The following is a 19,939-nucleotide window of genomic DNA, read 5'->3' on the forward strand; positions in this document are numbered from 1 at the left end:
CGATCCGGCGCACCCGCCCGCCTCGCTCCCCCCGCCGAGCTGTACGGTCGGGGGCGACCGGGCGGTGACGGCCGGCGACGGCCAGGAGAAGGCGGCGAGACGGACACGTGGCAGCACCCATCGAGGACTACGCGATCATCGGTGACCTCCAGACCGCCGCGCTCGTCGGCCGGGACGGCTCGATCGACTGGCTGTGCCTGCCCCGCTTCGACTCGGCGGCCTGCTTCGCCGCGCTGCTCGGCGACCGCGACAACGGCCGCTGGCGGATCGCGCCGGTCAACTCCTCGCACTGCGCCACCCGTTCCTACCGCGGCGACACCCTGGTGCTCGACACGGTCTGGGAGACGCCGAGCGGCACCGTGAAGGTCACCGACTTCATGCCGCAGCGCGACAAGGCGCCCGACGTGATCCGCGTGGTGGAGGGCATATCCGGCGAGGTCGCGATGCACGCCGAACTGGTGCTGCGCTTCGACTACGGCAACGTGGTGCCCTGGATGCGCCGCATCGACGGCCACCGCGTGGCCACCGCCGGCCCCGACTCCGTATGGCTGCGCAGCACCCCGAACGTGCCGATGTACGGCCAGGACATGCGCACCTACGCCGACTTCACCGTCTCCGCGGGCGAGCGGGTCGGCTTCGTGCTGACCTGGAACGTCTCGCACGCCCGGCGGCTGCGCCGGATCGACCCGTTCGCGGCCCTGGACACCTGCCTGAAGGACTGGGAGACCTGGTCCGCGCAGTGCCGCTACGAGGGCCCCTGGCGCGACGCGGTGCTGCGCTCCCTGATCACCCTCAAGGCGCTCACCTACGCGCCCAGCGGGGGCATAGCGGCCGCCGCGACCACCTCGCTGCCCGAGGAGATCGGCGGCGTCCGCAACTGGGACTACCGCTACTGCTGGCTGCGCGACGCGGCCCTGACCCTCAACGCCCTCATCTCCGGCGGCTACCTCGAAGAGGCCCACGCCTGGCGGGACTGGCTGCTGCGCGCGGTCGCCGGGGACCCGGCCGACCTCCAGATCATGTACGGCATCGCGGGCGAGCGCCGGCTGCCGGAGTACGAGGTGCCGTGGCTCGCCGGCTACCAGGGCTCGGCACCGGTCCGGATCGGCAACGCCGCGGCCGGACAGCTCCAACTCGACGTCTACGGCGAGGTGATGGACTCCCTCTTCCTCGCCGGCGAGCGCGGCCTGCCAGCCGAAGGGCACGCCTGGAACCTCCAGCGCGCCCTGATGGACTTCCTGGAGTCCAAGTGGCAGGAGCCCGACGAGGGCCTGTGGGAGGTGCGCGGCCCGCGCCGGCACTTCGTGCACTCCAAGGTGATGGCCTGGGTCGCGGCCGACCGCGCGGTGCGCACCATGGAGGCCCGGCCCAAGCTGCGCGGCAACGTGGACGGTTGGCGCGCGATGCGCGCCCAGGTGCACGCGGAGGTGTGCGAGAAGGGCTACGACGCGGACCGCACCACCTTCACGCAGTCCTACGGCTCGCGCGAACTGGACGCCGCCACGCTGCTGATCCCGCAGGTCGGCTTCCTGCCGCCGGACGACCCCCGGGTGGTCGGCACCGTGGAGGCGGTCCGCGCGGAACTCGACCTGGGCGGGTTCGTCCGCCGCTACAGCCCCGAGGCCGCCGGTGTGGACGGCCTGCCCGGCACCGAAGGTGCCTTCCTGGCCTGCTCGTTCTGGCTGGTGGACGCCCTACACTCCACCGGGCGGCCGAAGGAGGCGGAGGACCTGTTCGGGAAACTGCTGTCGCTGCGCAACGACGTCGGGCTGCTCGCGGAGGAGTGGGACCCGGTCGCGGGGCGGCAACTGGGCAACTTCCCGCAGGCGTTCAGCCACATCGGCCTGGTCAACAGCGCCCTGACGCTGACCGGTCGGCGCGACACCGGCGCCTGACCGGGGCGGCGTGCGGCGGGCTTCCCCGCCCGGCCGCGGCGGCGCGTCAGCTCACCCGGCGGGCCCGGTGGCGCACCGCGCGCAGCCGGGCCTCGGCGGGCAGCTCGTCCAGCCCGGCCGAACCGCGGGCCCGGGCCAGCACCGAGGAGTCCAGGCCCGCCACGACCTCCCGCGGGTTGGCGAACGGCTCCAAGCCCAGCACCAGCCGCGCCGACGGGTTCCCGCGCTTGCCCACCAGTCGGGCCCCGGACCACGCCACGCCGTCGTACGCCTCCGCCTCCGACCGCAGCACGTCCTCCACCGCCCGGCCGCGCAGCAGGGCGCCCTGCCCGTCGCCGCTGTCCACCCTGATCTGCCGGACCCGGCGGCCGCGCGCCTGGGCGAACAGCCACCACAGGCCGATCAGCAGCAGGACCGCGAGCGCCGCGATCACCACCGGCCACCACCAGCCGTCCGACCGGTAACGGGTCCGGTCGTGGGCGCTGAGCAGCACGTCCTTCGGGCCGGTCCACGGCCACCAGTGCGGCATCGTGAAGTTCCAGTGCTTCTGCAGGTCCAGGCTGCCGACCAGGACCGACAGGCCGACCACCAGCAGGATCAGGCCCAGCAGTCCGAGCATGACCCGGTTGAGCGTGGTGCGCATGCGCCCTCTCCTCACGCCTTCTTGTCGGACCGCTGGACGTGCACGCGCATGCCGAGCGCCTTGGCCAGCCCGAGCTGCGCTGCCGCCGCGTCCAGCGCCGCCGACAGGTCGCGCCGTACGTCGTCCAGTTCGCGGAAGTGCGAGGTGGCGCGGGCGGTGATCTTGCGGCGGCCCACCTTCACCCGGGACCAGCGCACCCCGGCGACCTCCATCGCCCGGTCCCGCAGCACCAGTTCGGCCGCGTGCCGGTCGAGTCCGGCGCGCACGCCCCCCGCGCCGCGGCGGGCCATCGGCAGCACCCCGCGCTCGCCCGGGGTCACCGCGAGCAGCAGCAGCCACAGGCCGAGCGCGGCGGCGACCGCGGCGCCCACGATGATCCACACGTCGTCCAGGTGACGGGTGGCCAGTTCGTCCGCCAGGGTCTTCCGCCAGGCCATCGCGTCGCGGTCGGTGCGGACCGCGGCGATGTCGTAGAGGAACAGGCCGGCCAGGCCGGTGCAGACGGCGGCGGTCAGCGCCGCGGGGACGCGGCGGCCGGACCAGAAGCGCCCCGCGTGCACCGCGCCGGGCTCACCGGGGCCCGGGGCGTACTGGACCGCGCCGGAGCTGGAGTTCGGCCCGGGCTCACCCGGGTCGAGCGTGGGCAGTTTGACGGTCGGTTCGGCGCCGTCCGGGCGGCCGGCGCCGTGCTCCGGCCCGTGGCCGCTGCCGGACCCCGGGGCGGGGTGGGAGCCAGGACCGGAACGGCCGCCGGACGCCGGAGCGGGCCCCTCGCCGGAACTGCCACCACCGCCGTCGCGGTCCGCCGGACGTCCGGGGCCCGGGAGGTCGTCGCTCACTGCACCCTCCCTTCGTCCTTGCGGCGGCCGGCGGCCGAGTGCAGGCGCTCGACCTCGACCGCCACCTCGGGCACCGCCATGCCGGTCAGCGCCCCGACCCGTCCGGTCACATGGCGCCGCACGCTGCCGCACACGGCGCCGATGTCGGAGGGGTATCCGAGTTCGAGCGCCAGCCGCAGCCGGGCGGTGTCCTTGCGCACCGACACCGTCGCGTGCGGGCGCGTGTCACCCGGCACCAGGTCCGCGCCGGGCGCGTCGACGAGCGCCTCGCCGGCGGCCTGCGCGGCGATCTTCGCGACCACGCGGTCCGCGATCCGCAGCGCGCCGCGCTCGGCGGGCGGCATCCGGGCGGATGGGGCTGTCGCCATCAGCGCCGCCGGTCGCGATCGCGGTCACGCGTCCGGAAGAACTCGCCCGGCTCGATGTCCCCGTCCAGGAACTTGCCCGCCACGTATCCCACCACGCCGAGCGCCGCCACCAGCAGGAAGGCGCCGAACCCGCCGAACCATCCGGCGAATCCGAGTGCCATTCCCACGGCCAGGCCGATCACCGCCATACTCATTCCGCGCTCTCCGTCCCCTCAGCCATGACCGCCTCCGCCTGAACCGGAAACCGAGTCCGTTCGTTCGTCCCTGAAGTCGCCGCGTCCTGAGGGCGGTTACTGGACCCGCTGCTCGCGGTCGTCGTCATCGTCCTCGTCGGGCAGCTTCACGTCGCCCACGGCGACGTTGACCTCGACGACCTCAAGGCCGGTCATGCGCTCCACCGCCGCGATGACGTTCTCCCGCACGGCGCGGGCGACCTCGACGATCGACACGCCGTACTCGACCACGATGTCGAGGTCGAGCGCGGTCTGCACCTCGCCGACCTCGGCCTTGACGCCGCGGGCCACCGAACGGCCGCCGCCGGGCACCCGGTCGCGCACCGCGCCGAACGTGCGGGACAGCCCCGTGCCCATCGCGTGCACGCCCAGAACGTCGCGTGCGGCGAGGCCGGCGATCTTCTCGACCACGCCGTCGGCGATCGTGGTGCGCCCGCGCGTGGCCGGGTTGCCGAGGGCCTTGCGGCCGCCCGAGCCCATTGTGTCCAGGGTCCTGCCCTCGGCCTGCGGCGTGCCGTGCGGCTCCGGATTGCCTTGCTGTGCGCTGTCACTCATCGCGAGTCGTCCCTCCGTCTGGGCTGCTCCGTGCTCCACACTAAGTGCGCATGCCCCCGCACGCGTGGGGGATGCGGCGAGTGGGTCATCGCCGGCCTTCCCCCGTCCGGGTGGTCGGCCCGCGGGAAGCGAGGGTGGAGGCCATGGACCGGCTGACTCGGACAGTACGGGAACAGGTCGCGCTGGGGCGGCTGTTGCCGCTCGGCGCGCCCGAGGACGCCGCGTGGATGACCGAGCGGACGGCGGTGGCGGCGCTGCGGGAGGTCTGCGCGGGGCTACCCGGGGTGCGGTTGGGCCGGGTGGATGTCGCGCTGGCCCCGGACGCACCTGACGGCGGCACCACCGACGCGCCCGAGGTGCCGGCCGCCGCCCCGGTGGGGGCGCTGCCGCACCGGCCGCTGCGGATCGAGGCGCGGTTCGAGGCGGCGATGGGCGAGCCGCTGCCGGTCGTGGCGGAGCGGCTGCGGACCGCGCTGTTCGCCGCTGCGGGTGGGGACGGGCTGGGGCTGCCCGTGCGGGTCGTGGACCTCGCGGTCACCGGGCTGCTCGACGACGCCGGAGCACCGGCCGCGGAGGTCGGGGGCGGCCGCCCCCGGCCCGGGCTGGCGCAGGCGCAGGGCGACGGCGGGGACGATCGGGAGGCCCGCGGCACCCTGGAGGGCACCTCGGAGGCGGTGGAGGCCGCGGTGCTGGCGGTGCCGGGGCTCGCCCGCCTGACGCGCCGGCTGGCCGGGCGCGGAGGTGTGCAGGTCCACGACACCGAGGCGGGGGGCGGGCCGGTGCGGTGCGTGCGGTTGCAGATCGCCACGGCGAGGTCCTTCCGGCCGCTGGCCGTCGCACGGGAGGCGGCCGCGGCCGCGGCGCGGGCCGCCCGCCCGGGTGCGCCCGGCCCCGTCTCCACGGCCGTCGTCGTCACCGACATCACGTAGGGCGGCCCCCTGACCCGCCCCCGCCCGTCCGCCTCGGACCGGACGCGCGGCAGGGCCTCCTCGCGCCCTCCCCGCACCCCCTCGTCGCTCGGCCCCTCGTCGCTCGGCCCCTCCGCCGACGGACGGGGACACCCGGGGCTCCAGGGCCTGTCCGGTCAGTCGCCCGCCCCCATGAGGTCGCGGAGCCGGCGGCCCTGGGCGGCGCGCTCGGCCGCGCGCTGGGCGGCCTCCGGCTCCTCCAGCGCCGAGCGCAGCAGCCCCTTGGTCTCGATCACCGCGTCCCGCGGCGCCGAGAGCACCGCGGCGACCAGGTCCGCCACCGTCTCGTCCAGTTCCGCGGCCGGCACGACGACGTTCGCCAGGCCGCACCGCACCGCCTCGTCGGCGCGCACGAACCGCCCGGTCACGCAGATCTCCAGGGCACGGGCGTAGCCGACCAGTTCGACCAGCGGTTTCGTGCCGGTGAGGTCGGGCACCAGCCCGAGCGAGGTCTCACGCATGGCGAACTGCACGTCGTCCGCGCAGACCCGCATGTCGCAGGCGAGGGCGAGCTGGAAGCCGGCGCCGATCGCGTGGCCCTGGACGGCGGCGACCGTGACGAGATCGGTGCGCCGCCACCAGGTGAACGCCTCCTGGTAGCCCGCGATGGCGGCGTCGAGCTGCTGCTCGGTGCCGCGCGCGAGGTCGAGGAAGGACGGCTCGCCCTCGAAGCCCTCAGGGGTGAACGCACGCCGGTCGAGCCCGGCGGAGAAGGACACGCCCTCGCCGCGCAGCACCGCGACCCGTACGCTCCCCGGCAGGATGCGGCCCGCCTCCGTCAGTGCCCGCCACAGGGCGGGCGACTGGGCGTTGCGCTTGGCCGGGTTGCAGAGGGTGATGTGTGCGACGGCACCGTCCAGGGTGACCCGGACTCCGTCGCGTTCGAGCAGGACGTGGGCATCGGGCATCGGGCACCTCCGAGCGGACCGCGAACATGATTACCGAAGAGTAACCACTCGGTCGGCGCGCCGGACCTGCGGGTGCCCGCACATGCCCCGGGGCGGATCGTGGACGCCGTCCGCGCCCGCACCGCCCCCGCCCGCGGGAATTCCCCGCGGGGTTCAGGCCGCGGTGGCCTTCTTGCCGCGTGTCGCGCCGCCGCGGCCGCGCAGGGCCACGCCCGACTCGCTCAGCATCCGGTGCACGAACCCGTAGGAACGGCCGGTCTCCTCGGCCAGGGCTCGAATGCTCGCACCGGAGTCGTACTTCTTCTTCAGGTCTGCCGCGAGCTTCTCGCGCGCGGCGCCGGTCACCCGGCTGCCCTTCTTCAGAGTCTCGGCCACCCGTGCCTCCTCCAGGGAAGTGCGCTATGGACTCTCATGATCACCCCTAACCCCGTTCCTGGCCACCCATTCGACAAGGTCGATCGCCGTACATTCGGCGACCGAATGCGCCGATAGCCCCGGCAGAACCCGGTCTGCGGGCAATTTCCCGGCCGCCAATTCCGTACCGGGATCGCCACCCGGGGAATACCGGCAGGTCAGCCGGGTCGGTAAGGAGTTTCCCGACGTCACGGCACTGGTCGCCGGGCCGGGTCGGCGACCGGTCGGGGCGGGGAGGAGGTACCAGGCCGACTCATACAGATGAAGGATCAACGATGGGCCGAATGATCGATTCATCATGATCATCCGGCCCAACGGCGCAGTACGAGGCCGCCCGGACCGGCCGCTCGTCCCGTTGCCGGGGCGAGCGGCCGGTCCGGGCGGCCGGGGGCGGGACGCGGCAGCGCGCCGGCGCCCGCGCGGCGCCGGGTGCGGGCCGCCGCGCGAGGTGGCGCGGCGCCCGGCTCAGGCCAGCGCGACCAGGTCGGCGTACGCCTGGCTCCACAGGTCCTCGACCCCGTCGGGCAGCATGATGATCCGCTCGGGTTCCAGCGCGTGGACCGCGCCCTCGTCGTGGGTGACCAGCACGACCGCGCCGGTGAAGGTGTGCAGCGCGCCCAGGATCTCCTCCCGGCTGGCCGGGTCGAGGTTGTTGGTGGGCTCGTCGAGCAGCAGGACGTTGGCGCTGGAGACGACGAGCGCGGCCAGCGCGAGCCGGGTCTTCTCGCCGCCGGACAGCACCCGGGCGGGCTTGTCAACGTCGTCGCCGGAGAAGAGGAACGAACCGAGGATCTTGCGGATCTCGACCAGGTCGGTGTCGGGCGCGGAGGAGCGCATGTTCTCCAGCACGGTGCGGTCCGGGTCGAGGGTCTCGTGCTCCTGCGCGTAGTAGCCGAGCTTGAGGCCGTGACCGGGGGTGACGGCGCCGGTGTCGGGCTGCTCCACGCCGGCCAGCAGCCTCAGCAGGGTGGTCTTGCCGGCGCCGTTCAGCCCGAGGATGACCACCCGCGAGCCGCGGTCGATGGCCAGGTCGACGTCGGTGAAGATCTCCAGCGAGCCGTAGGACTTGGACAGCCCCTCGGCCATCAGCGGGGTCTTGCCGCACGGCGCGGGGTCGGGGAAGCGCAGTTTCGCGACCTTGTCGGCCTGCCGGACCTCTTCCAGGCCGGAGAGCAGCTTCTCGGCGCGGCGCGCCATGTTCTGGGCGGCGACGGTCTTGGTGGCCTTCGCCCTCATCTTGTCGGCCTGCGAATTCAGCGCGGCCGCCTTCTTCTCGGCATTCGCGCGCTCGCGGTGGCGGCGCTTCTCGTCGGCTTCCCGCTGCTGCTGGTACAGCTTCCAGCCCATGTTGTAGACGTCGATACGGGAACGGTTGGCGTCCAGATAGAACACCTTGTTGACGACCGTCTCGATCAGCTCGACGTCGTGGGAGATGACGATGAATCCGCCGCGGTAGGTCCTGAGGTAGTCCCGCAGCCAGACGATGGAGTCGGCGTCGAGGTGGTTGGTGGGCTCGTCGAGCAGCAGCGTGTCCGCGTCGGAGAACAGGATGCGGGCCAGCTCCACCCGGCGCCGCTGGCCGCCGGACAGGGTGTGCAGCGGCTGGCCGAGCACCCGGTCGGGCAGGCCCAGCGCGGCGGCGATGGTGGCGGCCTCGGCCTCGGCGGCGTATCCGCCCTTGGTGAGGAATTCGGTTTCCAGCCGCGAGTATTTCTTCATCGCGTTCTCGCGGGTGGCGCCTTTCCCGGTGGCCATCCGCTGCTCGTTCTCGCGCATCTTGCGCAGCACGACGTCCAGTCCGCGGGCGGAGAGCACCCGGTCGCTGGCGATGGTGTCGAGGTCCCCGGTGCGCGGGTCCTGCGGCAGGTAGCCGACCTCGCCGGAGTTGGTGACGCTCCCGGCGGCGGGCTGGCCCTCGCCGGCCAGCACCTTGGTGAGGGTGGTCTTGCCCGCGCCGTTGCGGCCGACCAGGCCGATGCGGTCGCCCTTGGCGACGCGGAACGAGGCGGACTCGATGAGGATGCGGGCGCCGGCGCGCAACTCGATGCCGGTGGCAGTGATCACGGGTGAAGCTCCAGGGCGAAGGGCGCCGCGACGGCGGCAGCGGAGGACGAGATACCCGGGGGCGCGGCGGCGCGAAGGCGTCGGAAGCCGGCCCGCGGACGGCGGTCGGGGCGGGCGCCGGGACCTGGCGGTCGGCGCCGCGGCTGGTCGACTCGGCTAATCGAGGAGCAGAACTGCCATGGGTTCATTCTACGGCCGCCCCGCAACCGCTTTTCCCGGCCCGCCGCACCCGCCGGGCGAATCGCCCATACTCGGACATGTGCCGGTGACCGGCGCCGGCCGCCCCGCGAAGGGAGAGCGCTCATGACCGACCGGCCCAGTGTCTGCCCCGCCCTGCGGTACCAGGACGCGAAGGGGGCGATCGCGCTGCTGACGGAGACGTTCGGCTTCACCGAGGTCGCCGTGCACGAGAACGAGGACGGCACCGTCGCGCACGCCGAACTCGCCTACGGCAACGGCGTCGTGATGCTCGGCACCGCCTCCGGCGAGGGCGCGTACGGGCGGGCGGCCCGGGACCTCGGGCCCGCCTCGGTGTACGTGGCGGTCGAGGACCCCGACGCGCACCACGCCCGCGCGGTCGCCGCCGGCGCGAGGATCGTGGTGCCGCTCACCGACACCGACTACGGCTCGCGCCAGTACGTCGTCCGGGACGCGGAGGGGAACCTGTGGTGCTTCGGCACCTACGCGCCCGGGCTCCCGTCGTCCGGCCCGTCCTGAACCCGCTCACGCCTCCCCGGTGTGCACCTGGAACGCCGCCTTGCGCATCGCCTTCGCCAGGGCGGGGTCGGGGTGCGCGGCGGCGAGCGCGACCAGCACCTGCACGGTGCGCGGGTGACCGGCCCGCCGGACCTCCTGGAGCAGTCCGGGCACCGAGCCCTGCACCGCCGTCTCCAGGTGGCTGACGAGCAGGGCGTCCTCACCGTGGTCGGCGACCGCTGCGGCGGTGTCCACCCACAGCCAGGTGGCCTCCTCGCGGGTCAGCAGCGCGGTCGCGGCGTCCGGGTCGCCGCCGTCCAACTCCGCCAGCCACAGCACCGCGTAGGGGCGCAGCGTCGGCTCGTGGACGACGGCGCGCACCGCCGCCTCCGCCGGGTCGCCCACCACGCGCAGCGCCTCGAAGGCCAGTCCGCGCAGCAGCGCGTCCTCGCCGCGGGCGGTGTCGAGCAGTTCGGCGACGGCCGGCGCGACGGGGCGGGCGGCCAGCCAGGCGCGGTACTCCGCACGGGCCGGGCCCGGGGAGAGCCGGGCGCAGGCGCGCAGCATCGTCTCGGCGGACTGCTCCATGTTCCCGGCCGGGCCCTGCGCGGCCACGCAGATCTGCTCCAGCTTGACCCACACCGCCCAGCTCCCCAGCGCGGTCAGCGCGGCCTCGTCGGGGCGCTTGGGGTCGCGCGGGCGCAGCGCGCCCACGTCGGTGGCGGCGTCCAGCACCCAGTCCAGCAGGGCCGGCAGCGGATCGCCCGCGGCGGGCGGTTCGTGCCGCTCGGTGCGCAGCTCGGCGACGCGCTGCCGCAGCAGGTCCAGCAGCGTGTCGAGCGGCACCGGGCCCTGCGACAGGTGCAGGAACGACAGCAACTGGGGCGCGGCCTCGATGACTTCGGCGACCAGCGCGGGATCGGCGCCGAGGGTGCCGGGCGCTCCCTCGGCTCCGTCCGTGCCCTCCTGGACGTCGGGGTCGAGGAAGGGGTGGGCCAGCGACCACGCGTCGAACAGGGCCACCCAACCGCGCAGGACCGCGGTGTCGTCGGTGTCCCACGCCCGCAGCCGCCAGCCGGGGCGCGCGGCGCCGCGGTGCAGCTCGATCAGGCCGGAGAGCCGGGCCCGGTCCCAGGCGGCGCGGATCTGGCCCGGTGTCAGGCCCAGGTCCGCGGCGGCCCGGGCCACGGTGTCGTCCGGCAGTATCCCGGTCGGCCCCGCGGTGCCGGGGCCGGTGCCGGCCCAGCGCGCGAGCCGTACCGCTGCGGCGAGTTCGGTCCTGGCGAAGTGGGCGAGTTCGGGGATCGAGGGGGTGCCCTCGGGGGGGCGCGCCGGTCGCGGCCTGCGCGTCGTGGCGGTCCTGCGGGCCGCGGTGAGCGGCCGGCGGGGGACGAGGCGGAGCGGAGTGTCTCGCGGGATACGGGACGTCACCTGATCAGTCTCGCCGCTCGCCCCCCAGAATCCCAAACCCGACTGTGAACGCGCTCACATGAGCGGGGTGAGGAAACGGCGCAGCGTCTCCTCGTAGTCCTCAGGGTCGGCGTTCCACATCGCGGTGTGGGCGGCGCCGGGGACCGGGTGGAGGGACGCCTTCGCGGGGTTCCGGTCGGCCAGCGCGCGGGAGGCGGACCAGGGCGCGAAGGCGTCGTCCGGGCCGTGCAGGATCAGGGTCGGCACGTCGAGCCGGGCCGGCACGTCCGGTTCCGGGTCCGCTCCGGATGCCGCACCCGGCGGGCGCGTGCCGTGCGCGGCGGTGCGGCCGAGCGCGGCACGCACGGCGAGCGGGGTCAGCGCGCCGGGCAGGCCGCGCGAGTGGACGGCGGCGGCGACGGTGGCGCGCCAGTCGAGGACCGGGGAGTCGAGGACCAGGCCGATGACCTTCGAGGCCGTCGGCGAGCGGTGCAGGGCGCGCAGTGCCATCGCGGCGCCGGTCGACCAGCCGTACAGCACGAGGGCGGTGGCGCCCTGTTCCACCGCGTGGCGCATCGCCGCGTCCAGGTCGTGCCACTCGGTGGCGCCGAGGTGGCCGATGCCGTCCGGGGACGCGGGGGCGCCCGGGTCGTTGCGGTAGGACGGCACCAGGACCGGCAGTCGGAAGCGGTGCAGGGCCGGCAGCACCGGGAGCGCCTGCTCGCGGGTGGCGCCCACGCCGTGCACCGCGATGACCCAGGTGGAGCGGGCGCCGGGCAGGTACCAGGCCGGCAGCGGGCCCAGCTCCCCGGGCACCCTCGTCTCGTGGAAGTCCAGGTCGCGCGCGGTGCGCGGGTCGCCGGCGTACGCCTGCGGGGTCATCCGGACGAACGCGCCCGCGTCCAGCGTGCCCTTGTCCACCTGGGTGAGGGTGCGCGTGACGGAGTTCCCGCCGTCGCCGGTCGCGACGACCGGCCCGACGGTGGCGTGCACGCCCGCGCCGGTCAGGCCGTACACGCCGGGGCGCTCGGACTCCGGGGTACGGGTCAGCACCACCTGGTGCGGGGTCACGCTGTGCACCGTGACCAGCCCCGAGGGGGCCGGCCCGGCGACCGCAGGGTCGAGGGCGAAGCGGGACCCGTACCGGCCCGCCGCCAGTGCGGCCACGCCGGCACCCACCACCGTCGTGGCCGCCGCGGCCACCGCGTGTCGAAGGCGCATCGCCCCCCAGTCTGGAGGTCCGGCCGTTCCTGCGCCACCGGGCCTCCCCGGGGCCGTCCAGGCGGTTCCGGCTCCGGGACCACCGCCCGGCGGGGGCTCCCGCCGGGGTTCCCCGTCCTGCGGCCGCCGGGATCTCGCGGTCCGCCGTGGCCCGCCGCGCCGGGCCCCGCGCCCCCGGGCGGGTGCGGCTGCCTCCAAGGGCGTTCCCCCGAGCCCGAGGAGGCGGGGCGGGCACGGGGGCGCGGGACGGGCACGGGGGCGACGGGGCGGGACGGGCACGGGGCCGGCGAGGCGGGACCAGCACGGGGCGCCGGGGCTCAGGGCTGCCCGTAACCCGTGAACTTGCCGGCGGCCGCCGCCAGTTCGGCTGCGGAAAGGGTCGCCGGGGTGGAACCGGTGGAGGTGGCCAGCAGCCACACCCGGCACATCCACTCCAGTTGCGCCCCGCGGTCGTACGCGCGCTCCAGGGTGTCGCCGAGGCTGATCATGCCGTGGTTGCGCAGCAGGCAGGCGCTGCGGCCGTCGCGCAGGGCGTGCAGGACGGCGTCGGCGAGTTCGGGCGTGCCGTACAGCGCGTAGTCGGCGACGCGCACCGGGCCGCCCAGTTCGGCGGTCATGTAGTGGACCGCGGGCAGTTCGGCGACCAGCGTGGAGACCGCGGTGGCGTGCGGTGCGTGGGTGTGCACGACCGCCCGCGCGGAGGTGCCGCGGTAGACCGCCAGGTGGAGCGGGAGTTCGCTGGTCGGCCGCAGCGTCCCGCGCACCTGCCGGCCGGTGCCGAGGTCGATCCCGACCACGTCGTCCGGTCCGAGCCGGTGGTAGGGCACCCCGGTCGGGGTCACGAGCACCAGGTCGTCGCCGACGAGGGCGGAGACGTTGCCGGAGGTGCCGACCACCAGGCCGTCCGCGACGGTGCGGCGGGCGGCGTCGACCACGTCGGACCAGGTCTGCTGTTCTGCGTCGTGCACGGGAACCCCTTGCTGCCGTCGGTGCCGCGGGTGACGTTCCGTGAGTGCCGCGGGACCGTTGCCGAGCCCCCCGGACCGGCAGTAGCGTCCCCACACCACCCACGGCGTGCCCGGGTGGCGGGCCGGGCACGCGTGAGCAGACACGGAACCACGGAATCGCGGGAAGCATCATGGGCACGGTCAACGGCGGCATCTCGTTCTGGTACGCGGACACCGGGGTCCCCCTGCCGCGCCGGCCCCTGCCCGGCTCCGAGGACGCCGACGTGGTGATCGTGGGCGGCGGCTACACCGGGCTGTGGACGGCGTACTACCTCAAGCGGGCCGCGCCCTCGCTGCGGATCACCGTGCTGGAGGCGCGGTTCTGCGGGTACGGCGCCTCCGGCCGCAACGGCGGCTGGCTCTACAACGGGGTCGCGGGCCGGGACCGCTACGCGGCGCTGCACGGCCACCGGGCCGCGCTGGCGCTCCAGCAGGAGATGAACGACACCGTCGGCGAGGTGGTGCGGGTCGCCGGCCAGGAGGGCATCGAGGCCGACATCCACCACGGCGGGGTGCTCGAAGTGGCGTACTCCCCCGCCCAGTCGGCCCGGCTGGAGGCGTACCACGCGGCCGAGGTCTCGTTCGGCGAGGAGGACCGGCTGCTGCTGGACGCGGCGCGGACCGCCGACCGGGTGCGGGTGGCCGGCGCGGTCGGCGGGACCTGGACCCCGCACGGCGCGCGGGTGCACCCGGCGAAGCTGGTGCGCGGGCTGGCCGCCGTGGTGGAACGGCTGGGCGTGACCGTCCACGAGGGCACCCCCGTGACCGCGATCCGGCCCGGCCGGGCGGAGACCGCGGGCGGCACCGTCCGGGCGCCGTACGTGCTGCGCTGCACCGAGGGCTTCACCGCCGGGCTGCACGGCCAGCGCCGGACCTGGCTGCCGATGAACTCCTCCATGATCGCGACCGAGCCCCTTCCCGAGCCGGTGTGGGCGGAGATCGGCTGGGAGGGCCGCGAGGTGCTGGGCGACATGGCCCACGCGTACGTCTACGCGCAGCGCACCGCCGACGGCCGGATCGCGCTGGGCGGGCGCGGGGTGCCCTACCGCTTCGGGTCGCGGACCGACTCCGACGGCAGCACCTCGCCGGCGACGGTCGCCGCGCTGCGCGAGGTCCTGGTCCGGATGTTCCCCGCGGCGGCCGGGGCCGGGGTGGAGCACGCCTGGTCGGGCGTGCTGGGGGTGCCGCGGGACTGGTGCGCGAGCGTGCACCTGGACCACGGCACCGGGACCGGATGGGCGGGCGGGTACGTCGGCAGCGGCGTGGCGACGTCGAACCTGGCCGCGCGCACCCTGCGGGACCTGGTGCTGCTGGACTCCGGGCAGGGCGGTCCCACCGCGCTGACCGCGCTGCCGTGGGTGGGGCACCGGGTGCGGCGCTGGGAGCCCGAGCCGATCCGGTGGGCGGCCGTGCGCGGGATCTACGCGGCCTACCGCGGCGCGGACCGGCGGGAGGCGCGCGGGCGCGGCGCCGCCACGGACCCGGTGGCGCGCTGGGCGGACCGGCTGTCGGGGCACTGATCGCCGCTCGTTTCGCCCTGATGGGCGATCATCCAACAAGGCGGGGCGAAACCGGGCGCATCTGCGTCCGACCTCTTCCCGATCCCCCGGCGTTCACCGATGATTCATGTTGGCACTCCGAGTCCGCCGTGAGTTCACCTTCCGTTCATCAATGATCCGTACGTTCGCCTCGCCTCTGCCCGACCGAACGATTGCTGGGCCCATGGAACACATCACGCTCCTGATCGGACTCGTGATCGCCACCGCTCTCGTCTTCGACTTCACCAACGGCTTCCACGACACCGCCAACGCCATGGCCACCACCATCTCGACGGGGGCGCTCGGGCCCCGCGTCGCGGTGGGGATGTCAGCCGTACTCAACCTGGTCGGCGCCTTCCTGTCGGTGGAGGTCGCCAAGACGATCTCCGGCGGGATCATCGACGAGTCGGCCGGAATCAGACCCGCGATGATCTTCGCCGCCCTGGTCGGCGCGATCGTGTGGAACCTGGTGACCTGGCTGGCCGGGCTCCCCTCCAGCTCCTCGCACGCGCTCTTCGGCGGACTGATCGGCGCCACCCTCGTCTCGGTCGGCGCCCACGGCGTCAACGGGGACGCGGTCGTCACCAAGGTGATCATCCCGGCGGTGGCCGCGCCCGTCGTGGCCGGACTCGCCTCGATGCTCGCCACCCGGCTCACCTACCGGCTCGGCCGCGACGCCGACCCGGCGGCCACCTCGCGCGGCTACCGGGCCGGGCAGATCGCCTCCGCCGGGCTCGTCTCGCTCGCGCACGGCACCAACGACGCCCAGAAGACGATGGGCGTCATCACCCTCGCGCTCATCGCCGGCGGCTCGCTCGCCCCCGGCTCCAACCCGCCGCTGTGGGTCATCTGCACGGCCGGCACCGCCATCGCGCTCGGCACGTACATCGGCGGCTGGCGGATCATCCGGACCGTCGGCCGCGGCATCACCGACATCCAGCCGCAGCAGGGCTTCGCCGCCCAGACCGGCGCCGCGGCGACCATCCTCGCCTCCTCCCACCTCGGCTTCGCGCTGTCCACCACGCAGGTCTGCTCCGGTTCGGTGCTGGGTGCCGGGCTCGGACGCCGCGGCGCGGTGGTGCACTGGGGCACCGCCGGCCGCATGGTCGCCGCCTGGGCGCTGACCCTGCCCGCGGCCGGGCTGGTCGCGGGCGGCGCGGCCTACCTCGCCGACCGCGGCACCTGGGGTGTCACCACGGTCGGCGTGATCGGCCTCGCGGTGTGCGTCGCGGTCCGTACGGCGGCCCGCCGCAAGCCGGTCACGCACGCGAACGTCAACGAGGACGCGGGCGCGGTGGCACCGGCGGAGACGGCGCCGGACACGGCGGCCGCGCCCGCCGGGAGCGCCGCCCCCGCCGCCTCTGCGGCAGCCGGGCCCGCACCGCGGGGAGCTCAGGGGAGCGCCGCACCCGCCGCGCCCTCCGCACCCGCCGTCCCGGCCGTCCAGGTCGTGCCGGTGACCGTCGCCGTCCCGGCGCCCGTGCCGGAACCCGTGTCCGGTACCCGTCCGGGCCCCGGTCCGCTGCACGCTCCCCGGTCCGACGCTCCCTCCGGTCCACCGGTCCCCGCCGTCGCCCCGCACCCTCCCGCCTCCACCGCCACCACGGTCTGAAAGGGCACCCCATGAGCATCGACTGGCACGCGCTCGGCACGGTCCTCGCGGTCACCCTCCTCGCCACGGTCGGCCTGGTGGGCGTCTTCACACTCGGCATCGTCGGGCTGTCCCGGCGCGAGACGGGCGGCGGCGCCGCGCTCCTCACCCGCACCGGCGCGTACGTCTGCTTCGCCGCCTGCGCCGCCGCGGTCGCCTACGGCATCCACCTGATCGCGGGCTAGGCGCCCACGCCGGATCGCCCCGCCCGAGTCCGGATGGGCGGGGCGATCCCCTGCGTGCCGGTCCGTCGCCGATCAGGGGCCCGCCCCGTCGCGGCAAGGGAAGCGCGGGACCCTTCGGCACGCGGGCGATCCCGGCCGACCAGCACCGCAGCGCCTTGATCATCTCCCGTGCTCGTGACGTCGCCTGTAAGGTGCCGGAGAATCGCACGGTTGCGGAGGTCAGAGCGCTTCGCGAGATCCTGTCACTGTCCTCCGAGGGATGAAGGTAGCCACACGATGCAGATCAGCCCTGCGACCGAGGCGGACGCGGAATGCCTGTCGATCCTTCTCGGAGAGATCGAGAAGTACTACGGCGGCGAGCCCGTACCGGTCGATCCGGAGCAGATTCGCCACGCGCTCTTCTCCGACCGGCCGGTCGCGACCGTCCTCGTGGCCCGCGACGGTGACACCGTGCTGGGGCTCGCGTCCTACAGTTTTCTCTGGCCTGCCGCCGGTGCGGACACCTCCCTCTATCTCAAGGAGCTGTACGTACGGCCCGACGCCCGCCACGGGGGCGTCGGCCGCGCACTCATGTCCGAGGTGCGCAACGTCGCCGCCGCATCAGGCTGCTCCAGGATCGAATGGACCGCCGACGCCGACAACCCGTCCGCCCTCGCGTTCTACGAGGCACTCGGAGTCGAACCGAAGGACGGGAAGGTCTTCTACCGGACCACCCGGTAGATTCGTCCGCGCGATGGCCAGGGCTACCCCCTGCATGGCGCCCGGTGGTGATTGTGACTGGCACCAGCCCCCGTTCGCCGAGCACATGAGTGCAGATCGCAGACGTCCTCCCGGTTCCGGCTGTCCACCCGGCGTCGGCGGCCCGTACCGTTGAAGACGGCAGCCTGACAGTTGCGGCCGCCGGCGGAGAGGACGGTACGGCTGTGGACAGACGACAGTTCCTCGGGGTGTTCGCGGTTGCCGCAACGGAACCAGGAGCACTGTCCGGGATCGCCGAAGCGCGACAGAGCATCGACACTGCCCTGACCGGCTCGGACGCGGGGGATCTCGCGTACCTGGAAGGTGCGTTCGAACGCCATCGCGGCGGCTATCGAGGCCGTCCCCCTACCGCCGTCCTCGGACAGATGCGCGACGACGTGGACCTGCTCCGGGATGTTCTCCACCGCCCGCACCCGGCAACCACCCGCACGCAACTCGCCCGTACGGCCGCCGGAATCACCGGCTTGGTGGCGATCATTCAGCATGACCGCGGGGATCAGCGCGAAGCTCATCGCTGGTTCGCCACCGCCGAGCGGGCCGCCAGCGAGTCCGGCGACCGTCACATGCTCGCCTGGACCCTCGCACGCCACGCGATGGTGCCGCTCAACTACGGAGCTCCGGAAGCAGCCGCCGCCCTGGCGATCCAGGCTCGCGTGGCAGCCGGGCGAACCCCCTCCGCATCGGCGGCGCTCGCCGCCGCCGTGAGCGCCCGGGCACTTGCCGCGAACGGTGACCGCCAGGGGGCCCTGCGCGGAGTGGCCGACGCTCGTACCATCGCTGGGCGGCTGGACGGGTCCCAGGCCGCCGACAGCTGGTTCGGTTACCCGCCGCAGAAGCACCACGTCCACCTCTCCCAGGCGTTCACCCTGCTGGGCAGCACGAAGGACGCCTACGCCGAACAGGACGCCGCCGTCGCCCTCACACGGACGCCCTCCGTGATGACCCGAGCCCTGTTGGACATCGACAAGGCGACGTGTCTCAGCGTCGAGGGAGACACGGCGCATGCCGCCGAAGAGGCCGCCGGAGTATGGGAGGCACTGCCACCTGCGTACCGCGGTGGACTCATCCAGGAACGGACGGTGGCCCTCTGCGACACGATCTCCGACACGGCCCCGGACCTGGCCCGACAACTGCGGGTGACCTTCGTCTAGGGCCTCTGGGCGGCTGCGGTCCCGACGCTCGTCGGCCGACCGGTCCGACGACACCATGGCCCGGACGACGACGGTACCGCCGGCAACCCGCCGCCCGCAGGGGGGCGATGACGCCGGAGACCGGCCACCCTGGGGGTGGCGGGGCAAAGCCGCAGGCAGGCGTGGTTGACGGGGTTTCCACGGGCGTGGTGAACTGCCGGGAGCCATACGGCGGCAGGAGAGGAAGTCGGTGCGAATCCGACGCGGTCCCGCCACTGTCACCGGGGAGTGCACTCCCGACCCTGTTGGTCACGGCCGGCCCCGCCGGCTGGAAGGCCCGGGAGTGCGTGGATCCGGGAGCCAGGAGACTCTCACCGCCGGTCACGTCGAGCCAGGGCGCGGACCCTGAGTGAGGACCTCGCGATGCCCCGCACGCACGCGGCAGCCGCCCCTTCGGGCGCCGAGCCCCGGATATCCCGGACATGAGCCGTGCCGACCGCGCCTTCGCCTACGGCGCCGCACTCGGCTTCCTCGGCGACCTCCTGATCGGCGATCCGCGCCGCGGCCACCCGGTGGCCGGCTTCGGGCGGGCCGCGGGAGCCCTGGAGAAGCTGATGTGGCGCGACCACCGCGGCACCGGTGCGGCGTACGCCGCCCTGTGCGTGGGCGGCTCGGCCACCGCGGCCGCCCTCGCCGAGCGCGCCGCCCGGGACCGCCCGGTGCTGCGCGCCGCGCTGACCGCCGCGGCCACCTGGTCCGTGCTCGGCGGCACCTCGCTGGCCCGGGAGGCCCGCGCCATCGGCGCGGCGCTGGAGGCCGGCGACCTGGCCGCGGCCCGGGCCCGGCTGCCGCACCTGTGCGGGCGGGACCCGGCCGCGCTGGACGCCGACGCGCTCGCCCGCGCCGTGGTCGAGTCGGTCGCCGAGAACACCTCGGACGCGGTCGTCGGCGCGCTCGTGTGGGGCGGGCTGGCCGGGGTGCCCGGGCTGGTCGGCTTCCGCGCCGCCAACACCCTGGACGCCATGGTCGGCCACCGCTCCCCCCGCCACCTGCGGTTCGGGTGGGCCGCCGCCCGGCTGGACGACGCGGTCGGCTACCCCGGGGCCCGGTTGACCGCCGCGCTCACCGCGCTGGCCGGGCCGTACCCGCGCAGCGCGCTGGCCACCGCGCGCCGCGACGGGCCGCTCCACCCCTCCCCCAACGCCGGTCCGGTGGAGGCCGCGTTCGCGGGAGCGCTGCGCATACGGCTGGGCGGCACCCTGGCGTACGGCGGCCGCACCGAGCACCGTCCGGTGCTGGGTGCCGGGTTCCGTCCGCCGGGCCCGGCGGACATCGGCCGCGCCATCCGGCTCTCCCGCCGGGTGGGCGCGCTCGCACTCGGCGCGTCGGTGCTGCTGTCGGCGGCGCGCGGGGCACGGCTGCCGGCGGCGGGGCGGGGCGCCGGACCGGCTCCGG

Annotated in this window: 18 protein-coding genes, 2 pseudogenes and 1 riboswitch; of the genes and pseudogenes, 9 read left to right on the forward strand and 11 right to left on the reverse strand. The window is 74.8% G+C overall.

The window, feature by feature from the left end; all coding sequences use genetic code 11:
* Positions 1-95: 95 nt before the first annotated feature.
* Positions 96-1,895, forward strand: a pseudogene (locus tag RVR_RS06750) (glycoside hydrolase family 15 protein); the annotation flags it as partial.
* Positions 1,896-1,941: 46 nt separating this feature from the next.
* On the opposite strand, the gene amaP reads toward RVR_RS06750, so the two are convergent.
* The 5 genes from amaP to RVR_RS06775 all read right to left on the reverse strand — a co-directional run bounded on the left by amaP (position 1,942) and on the right by RVR_RS06775 (position 4,533).
* A complete protein-coding gene (gene amaP, locus RVR_RS06755; RefSeq protein WP_202232972.1) occupies positions 1,942-2,538 on the reverse strand; it encodes an alkaline shock response membrane anchor protein AmaP in 597 nt (198 codons plus the stop codon).
* 11 nt (positions 2,539-2,549) lie between these two features.
* Positions 2,550-3,185, reverse strand: a complete 636-nt coding sequence (locus tag RVR_RS06760; protein ID WP_202238439.1) for a DUF6286 domain-containing protein — start codon at positions 3,183-3,185, stop codon at positions 2,550-2,552.
* A 188-nt stretch (positions 3,186-3,373) separates the two neighbouring features.
* A complete protein-coding gene (locus RVR_RS06765) occupies positions 3,374-3,745 on the reverse strand; it encodes an Asp23/Gls24 family envelope stress response protein (RefSeq protein ID WP_202232973.1) in 372 nt (123 codons plus the stop codon).
* On the reverse strand, positions 3,745-3,939 hold the full coding sequence (locus RVR_RS06770) for a hypothetical protein (protein ID WP_202232974.1): 195 nt from the start codon (positions 3,937-3,939) through the stop codon (positions 3,745-3,747). The genes RVR_RS06765 and RVR_RS06770 overlap by 1 nt, the downstream gene beginning before the upstream one ends.
* 96 nt (positions 3,940-4,035) lie before the next feature.
* On the reverse strand, positions 4,036-4,533 hold the full coding sequence (locus tag RVR_RS06775; RefSeq protein ID WP_202232975.1) for an Asp23/Gls24 family envelope stress response protein: 498 nt from the start codon (positions 4,531-4,533) through the stop codon (positions 4,036-4,038).
* A 143-nt stretch (positions 4,534-4,676) separates the two neighbouring features.
* Between RVR_RS06775 and RVR_RS06780 the strand changes: the two genes are divergently transcribed.
* Entirely contained in the window at positions 4,677-5,462 is a 786-nt protein-coding gene (locus tag RVR_RS06780) for a nucleopolyhedrovirus P10 family protein (protein WP_202232976.1), read from the forward strand.
* Positions 5,463-5,617: 155 nt separating this feature from the next.
* Here RVR_RS06780 and RVR_RS06785 read toward each other — a convergent pair whose 3' ends face one another.
* The 3 genes from RVR_RS06785 to RVR_RS06795 all read right to left on the reverse strand — a co-directional run bounded on the left by RVR_RS06785 (position 5,618) and on the right by RVR_RS06795 (position 8,887).
* A complete protein-coding gene (locus tag RVR_RS06785) occupies positions 5,618-6,409 on the reverse strand; it encodes an enoyl-CoA hydratase/isomerase family protein (protein ID WP_202232977.1) in 792 nt (263 codons plus the stop codon).
* Positions 6,410-6,562: 153 nt separating this feature from the next.
* On the reverse strand, positions 6,563-6,784 hold the full coding sequence (locus RVR_RS06790) for a helix-turn-helix domain-containing protein (protein WP_202232978.1): 222 nt from the start codon (positions 6,782-6,784) through the stop codon (positions 6,563-6,565).
* 504 nt (positions 6,785-7,288) lie between these two features.
* Positions 7,289-8,887 carry an ABC-F family ATP-binding cassette domain-containing protein gene (locus RVR_RS06795; RefSeq protein ID WP_202232979.1) on the reverse strand — a complete coding sequence of 533 codons (1,599 nt, stop codon included), beginning with the start codon at positions 8,885-8,887 and terminating at the stop codon, positions 7,289-7,291.
* A 303-nt stretch (positions 8,888-9,190) separates the two neighbouring features.
* On the opposite strand from RVR_RS06795, the gene RVR_RS06800 reads away from it, so the two are divergent.
* Positions 9,191-9,604, forward strand: coding sequence for a VOC family protein (locus RVR_RS06800; RefSeq protein WP_202232980.1), 414 nt, complete (start codon positions 9,191-9,193; stop codon positions 9,602-9,604).
* A 6-nt stretch (positions 9,605-9,610) separates the two neighbouring features.
* Here the strand turns inward: RVR_RS06800 and RVR_RS06805 are convergent, their stop codons facing one another.
* From RVR_RS06805 to RVR_RS06815, 3 genes are all read right to left on the reverse strand, one after another.
* The gene (locus RVR_RS06805; RefSeq protein WP_202232981.1) at positions 9,611-11,014 is read right to left on the reverse strand and encodes a hypothetical protein; all 1,404 of its coding nucleotides are present in this window, start codon (positions 11,012-11,014) and stop codon (positions 9,611-9,613) included.
* A 54-nt stretch (positions 11,015-11,068) separates the two neighbouring features.
* The gene (locus RVR_RS06810) at positions 11,069-12,214 is read right to left on the reverse strand and encodes an alpha/beta hydrolase (protein WP_202232982.1); all 1,146 of its coding nucleotides are present in this window, start codon (positions 12,212-12,214) and stop codon (positions 11,069-11,071) included.
* A 317-nt stretch (positions 12,215-12,531) separates the two neighbouring features.
* Positions 12,532-13,182: a class II aldolase/adducin family protein gene (locus RVR_RS06815; RefSeq protein ID WP_202232983.1), complete on the reverse strand. Its 651-nt coding sequence runs from the start codon at positions 13,180-13,182 to the stop codon at positions 12,532-12,534.
* Between the two features lie 170 nt (positions 13,183-13,352).
* Between RVR_RS06815 and RVR_RS06820 the strand changes: the two genes are divergently transcribed.
* From RVR_RS06820 to RVR_RS06845, 6 genes and pseudogenes are all read left to right on the forward strand, one after another.
* The gene (locus RVR_RS06820; RefSeq protein ID WP_202232984.1) at positions 13,353-14,741 is read left to right on the forward strand and encodes an NAD(P)/FAD-dependent oxidoreductase; all 1,389 of its coding nucleotides are present in this window, start codon (positions 13,353-13,355) and stop codon (positions 14,739-14,741) included.
* A gap of 202 nt (positions 14,742-14,943) precedes the next feature.
* Positions 14,944-16,371 carry an inorganic phosphate transporter gene (locus RVR_RS06825; RefSeq protein ID WP_202232985.1) on the forward strand — a complete coding sequence of 476 codons (1,428 nt, stop codon included), beginning with the start codon at positions 14,944-14,946 and terminating at the stop codon, positions 16,369-16,371.
* An 11-nt stretch (positions 16,372-16,382) separates the two neighbouring features.
* Complete coding sequence (locus tag RVR_RS06830) at positions 16,383-16,595, forward strand: hypothetical protein (protein ID WP_202232986.1); 213 nt, start codon at positions 16,383-16,385, stop codon at positions 16,593-16,595.
* Between the two features lie 276 nt (positions 16,596-16,871).
* Positions 16,872-17,315 (forward strand): GNAT family N-acetyltransferase, encoded by a 444-nt coding sequence (locus RVR_RS06835; RefSeq protein ID WP_202232987.1) that lies wholly within the window; start codon positions 16,872-16,874, stop codon positions 17,313-17,315.
* 89 nt (positions 17,316-17,404) lie between these two features.
* Entirely contained in the window at positions 17,405-18,505 is a 1,101-nt protein-coding gene (locus tag RVR_RS06840; protein ID WP_488165665.1) for an NsdA family TPR-like regulatory protein, read from the forward strand.
* A 219-nt stretch (positions 18,506-18,724) separates the two neighbouring features.
* Positions 18,725-18,855, forward strand: a riboswitch (cobalamin riboswitch).
* Positions 18,856-18,966: 111 nt separating this feature from the next.
* Positions 18,967-19,929, forward strand: a pseudogene (locus RVR_RS06845) (cobalamin biosynthesis protein); the annotation flags it as partial.
* Positions 19,930-19,939: the final 10 nt, after the last annotated feature.

The sequence above is a fragment of the Streptomyces sp. SN-593 genome (assembly GCF_016756395.1).
Taxonomy (GTDB): domain Bacteria; phylum Actinomycetota; class Actinomycetes; order Streptomycetales; family Streptomycetaceae; genus Actinacidiphila; species Actinacidiphila reveromycinica.

Excerpts from the sequence above, each read along its gene's own strand:
- RVR_RS06765 (WP_202232973.1), bottom strand. The coding sequence starts at position 3,745 with ATGGCGACAGCCCCATCCGCCCGGATGCCGCCCGCCGAGCGCGGCGCG.
- RVR_RS06780 (WP_202232976.1), top strand. The coding sequence starts at position 4,677 with ATGGACCGGCTGACTCGGACAGTACGGGAACAGGTCGCGCTGGGGCGG.
- RVR_RS06825 (WP_202232985.1), top strand. The coding sequence starts at position 14,944 with ATGGAACACATCACGCTCCTGATCGGACTCGTGATCGCCACCGCTCTC.
- RVR_RS06810 (WP_202232982.1), bottom strand. The coding sequence starts at position 12,214 with ATGCGCCTTCGACACGCGGTGGCCGCGGCGGCCACGACGGTGGTGGGT.
- RVR_RS06800 (WP_202232980.1), top strand. The coding sequence starts at position 9,191 with ATGACCGACCGGCCCAGTGTCTGCCCCGCCCTGCGGTACCAGGACGCG.
- amaP (WP_202232972.1), bottom strand. The coding sequence starts at position 2,538 with ATGCGCACCACGCTCAACCGGGTCATGCTCGGACTGCTGGGCCTGATC.
- RVR_RS06775 (WP_202232975.1), bottom strand. The coding sequence starts at position 4,533 with ATGAGTGACAGCGCACAGCAAGGCAATCCGGAGCCGCACGGCACGCCG.
- RVR_RS06830 (WP_202232986.1), top strand. The coding sequence starts at position 16,383 with ATGAGCATCGACTGGCACGCGCTCGGCACGGTCCTCGCGGTCACCCTC.
- RVR_RS06770 (WP_202232974.1), bottom strand. The coding sequence starts at position 3,939 with ATGAGTATGGCGGTGATCGGCCTGGCCGTGGGAATGGCACTCGGATTC.
- RVR_RS06835 (WP_202232987.1), top strand. The coding sequence starts at position 16,872 with ATGCAGATCAGCCCTGCGACCGAGGCGGACGCGGAATGCCTGTCGATC.
- RVR_RS06820 (WP_202232984.1), top strand. The coding sequence starts at position 13,353 with ATGGGCACGGTCAACGGCGGCATCTCGTTCTGGTACGCGGACACCGGG.
- RVR_RS06785 (WP_202232977.1), bottom strand. The coding sequence starts at position 6,409 with ATGCCCGATGCCCACGTCCTGCTCGAACGCGACGGAGTCCGGGTCACC.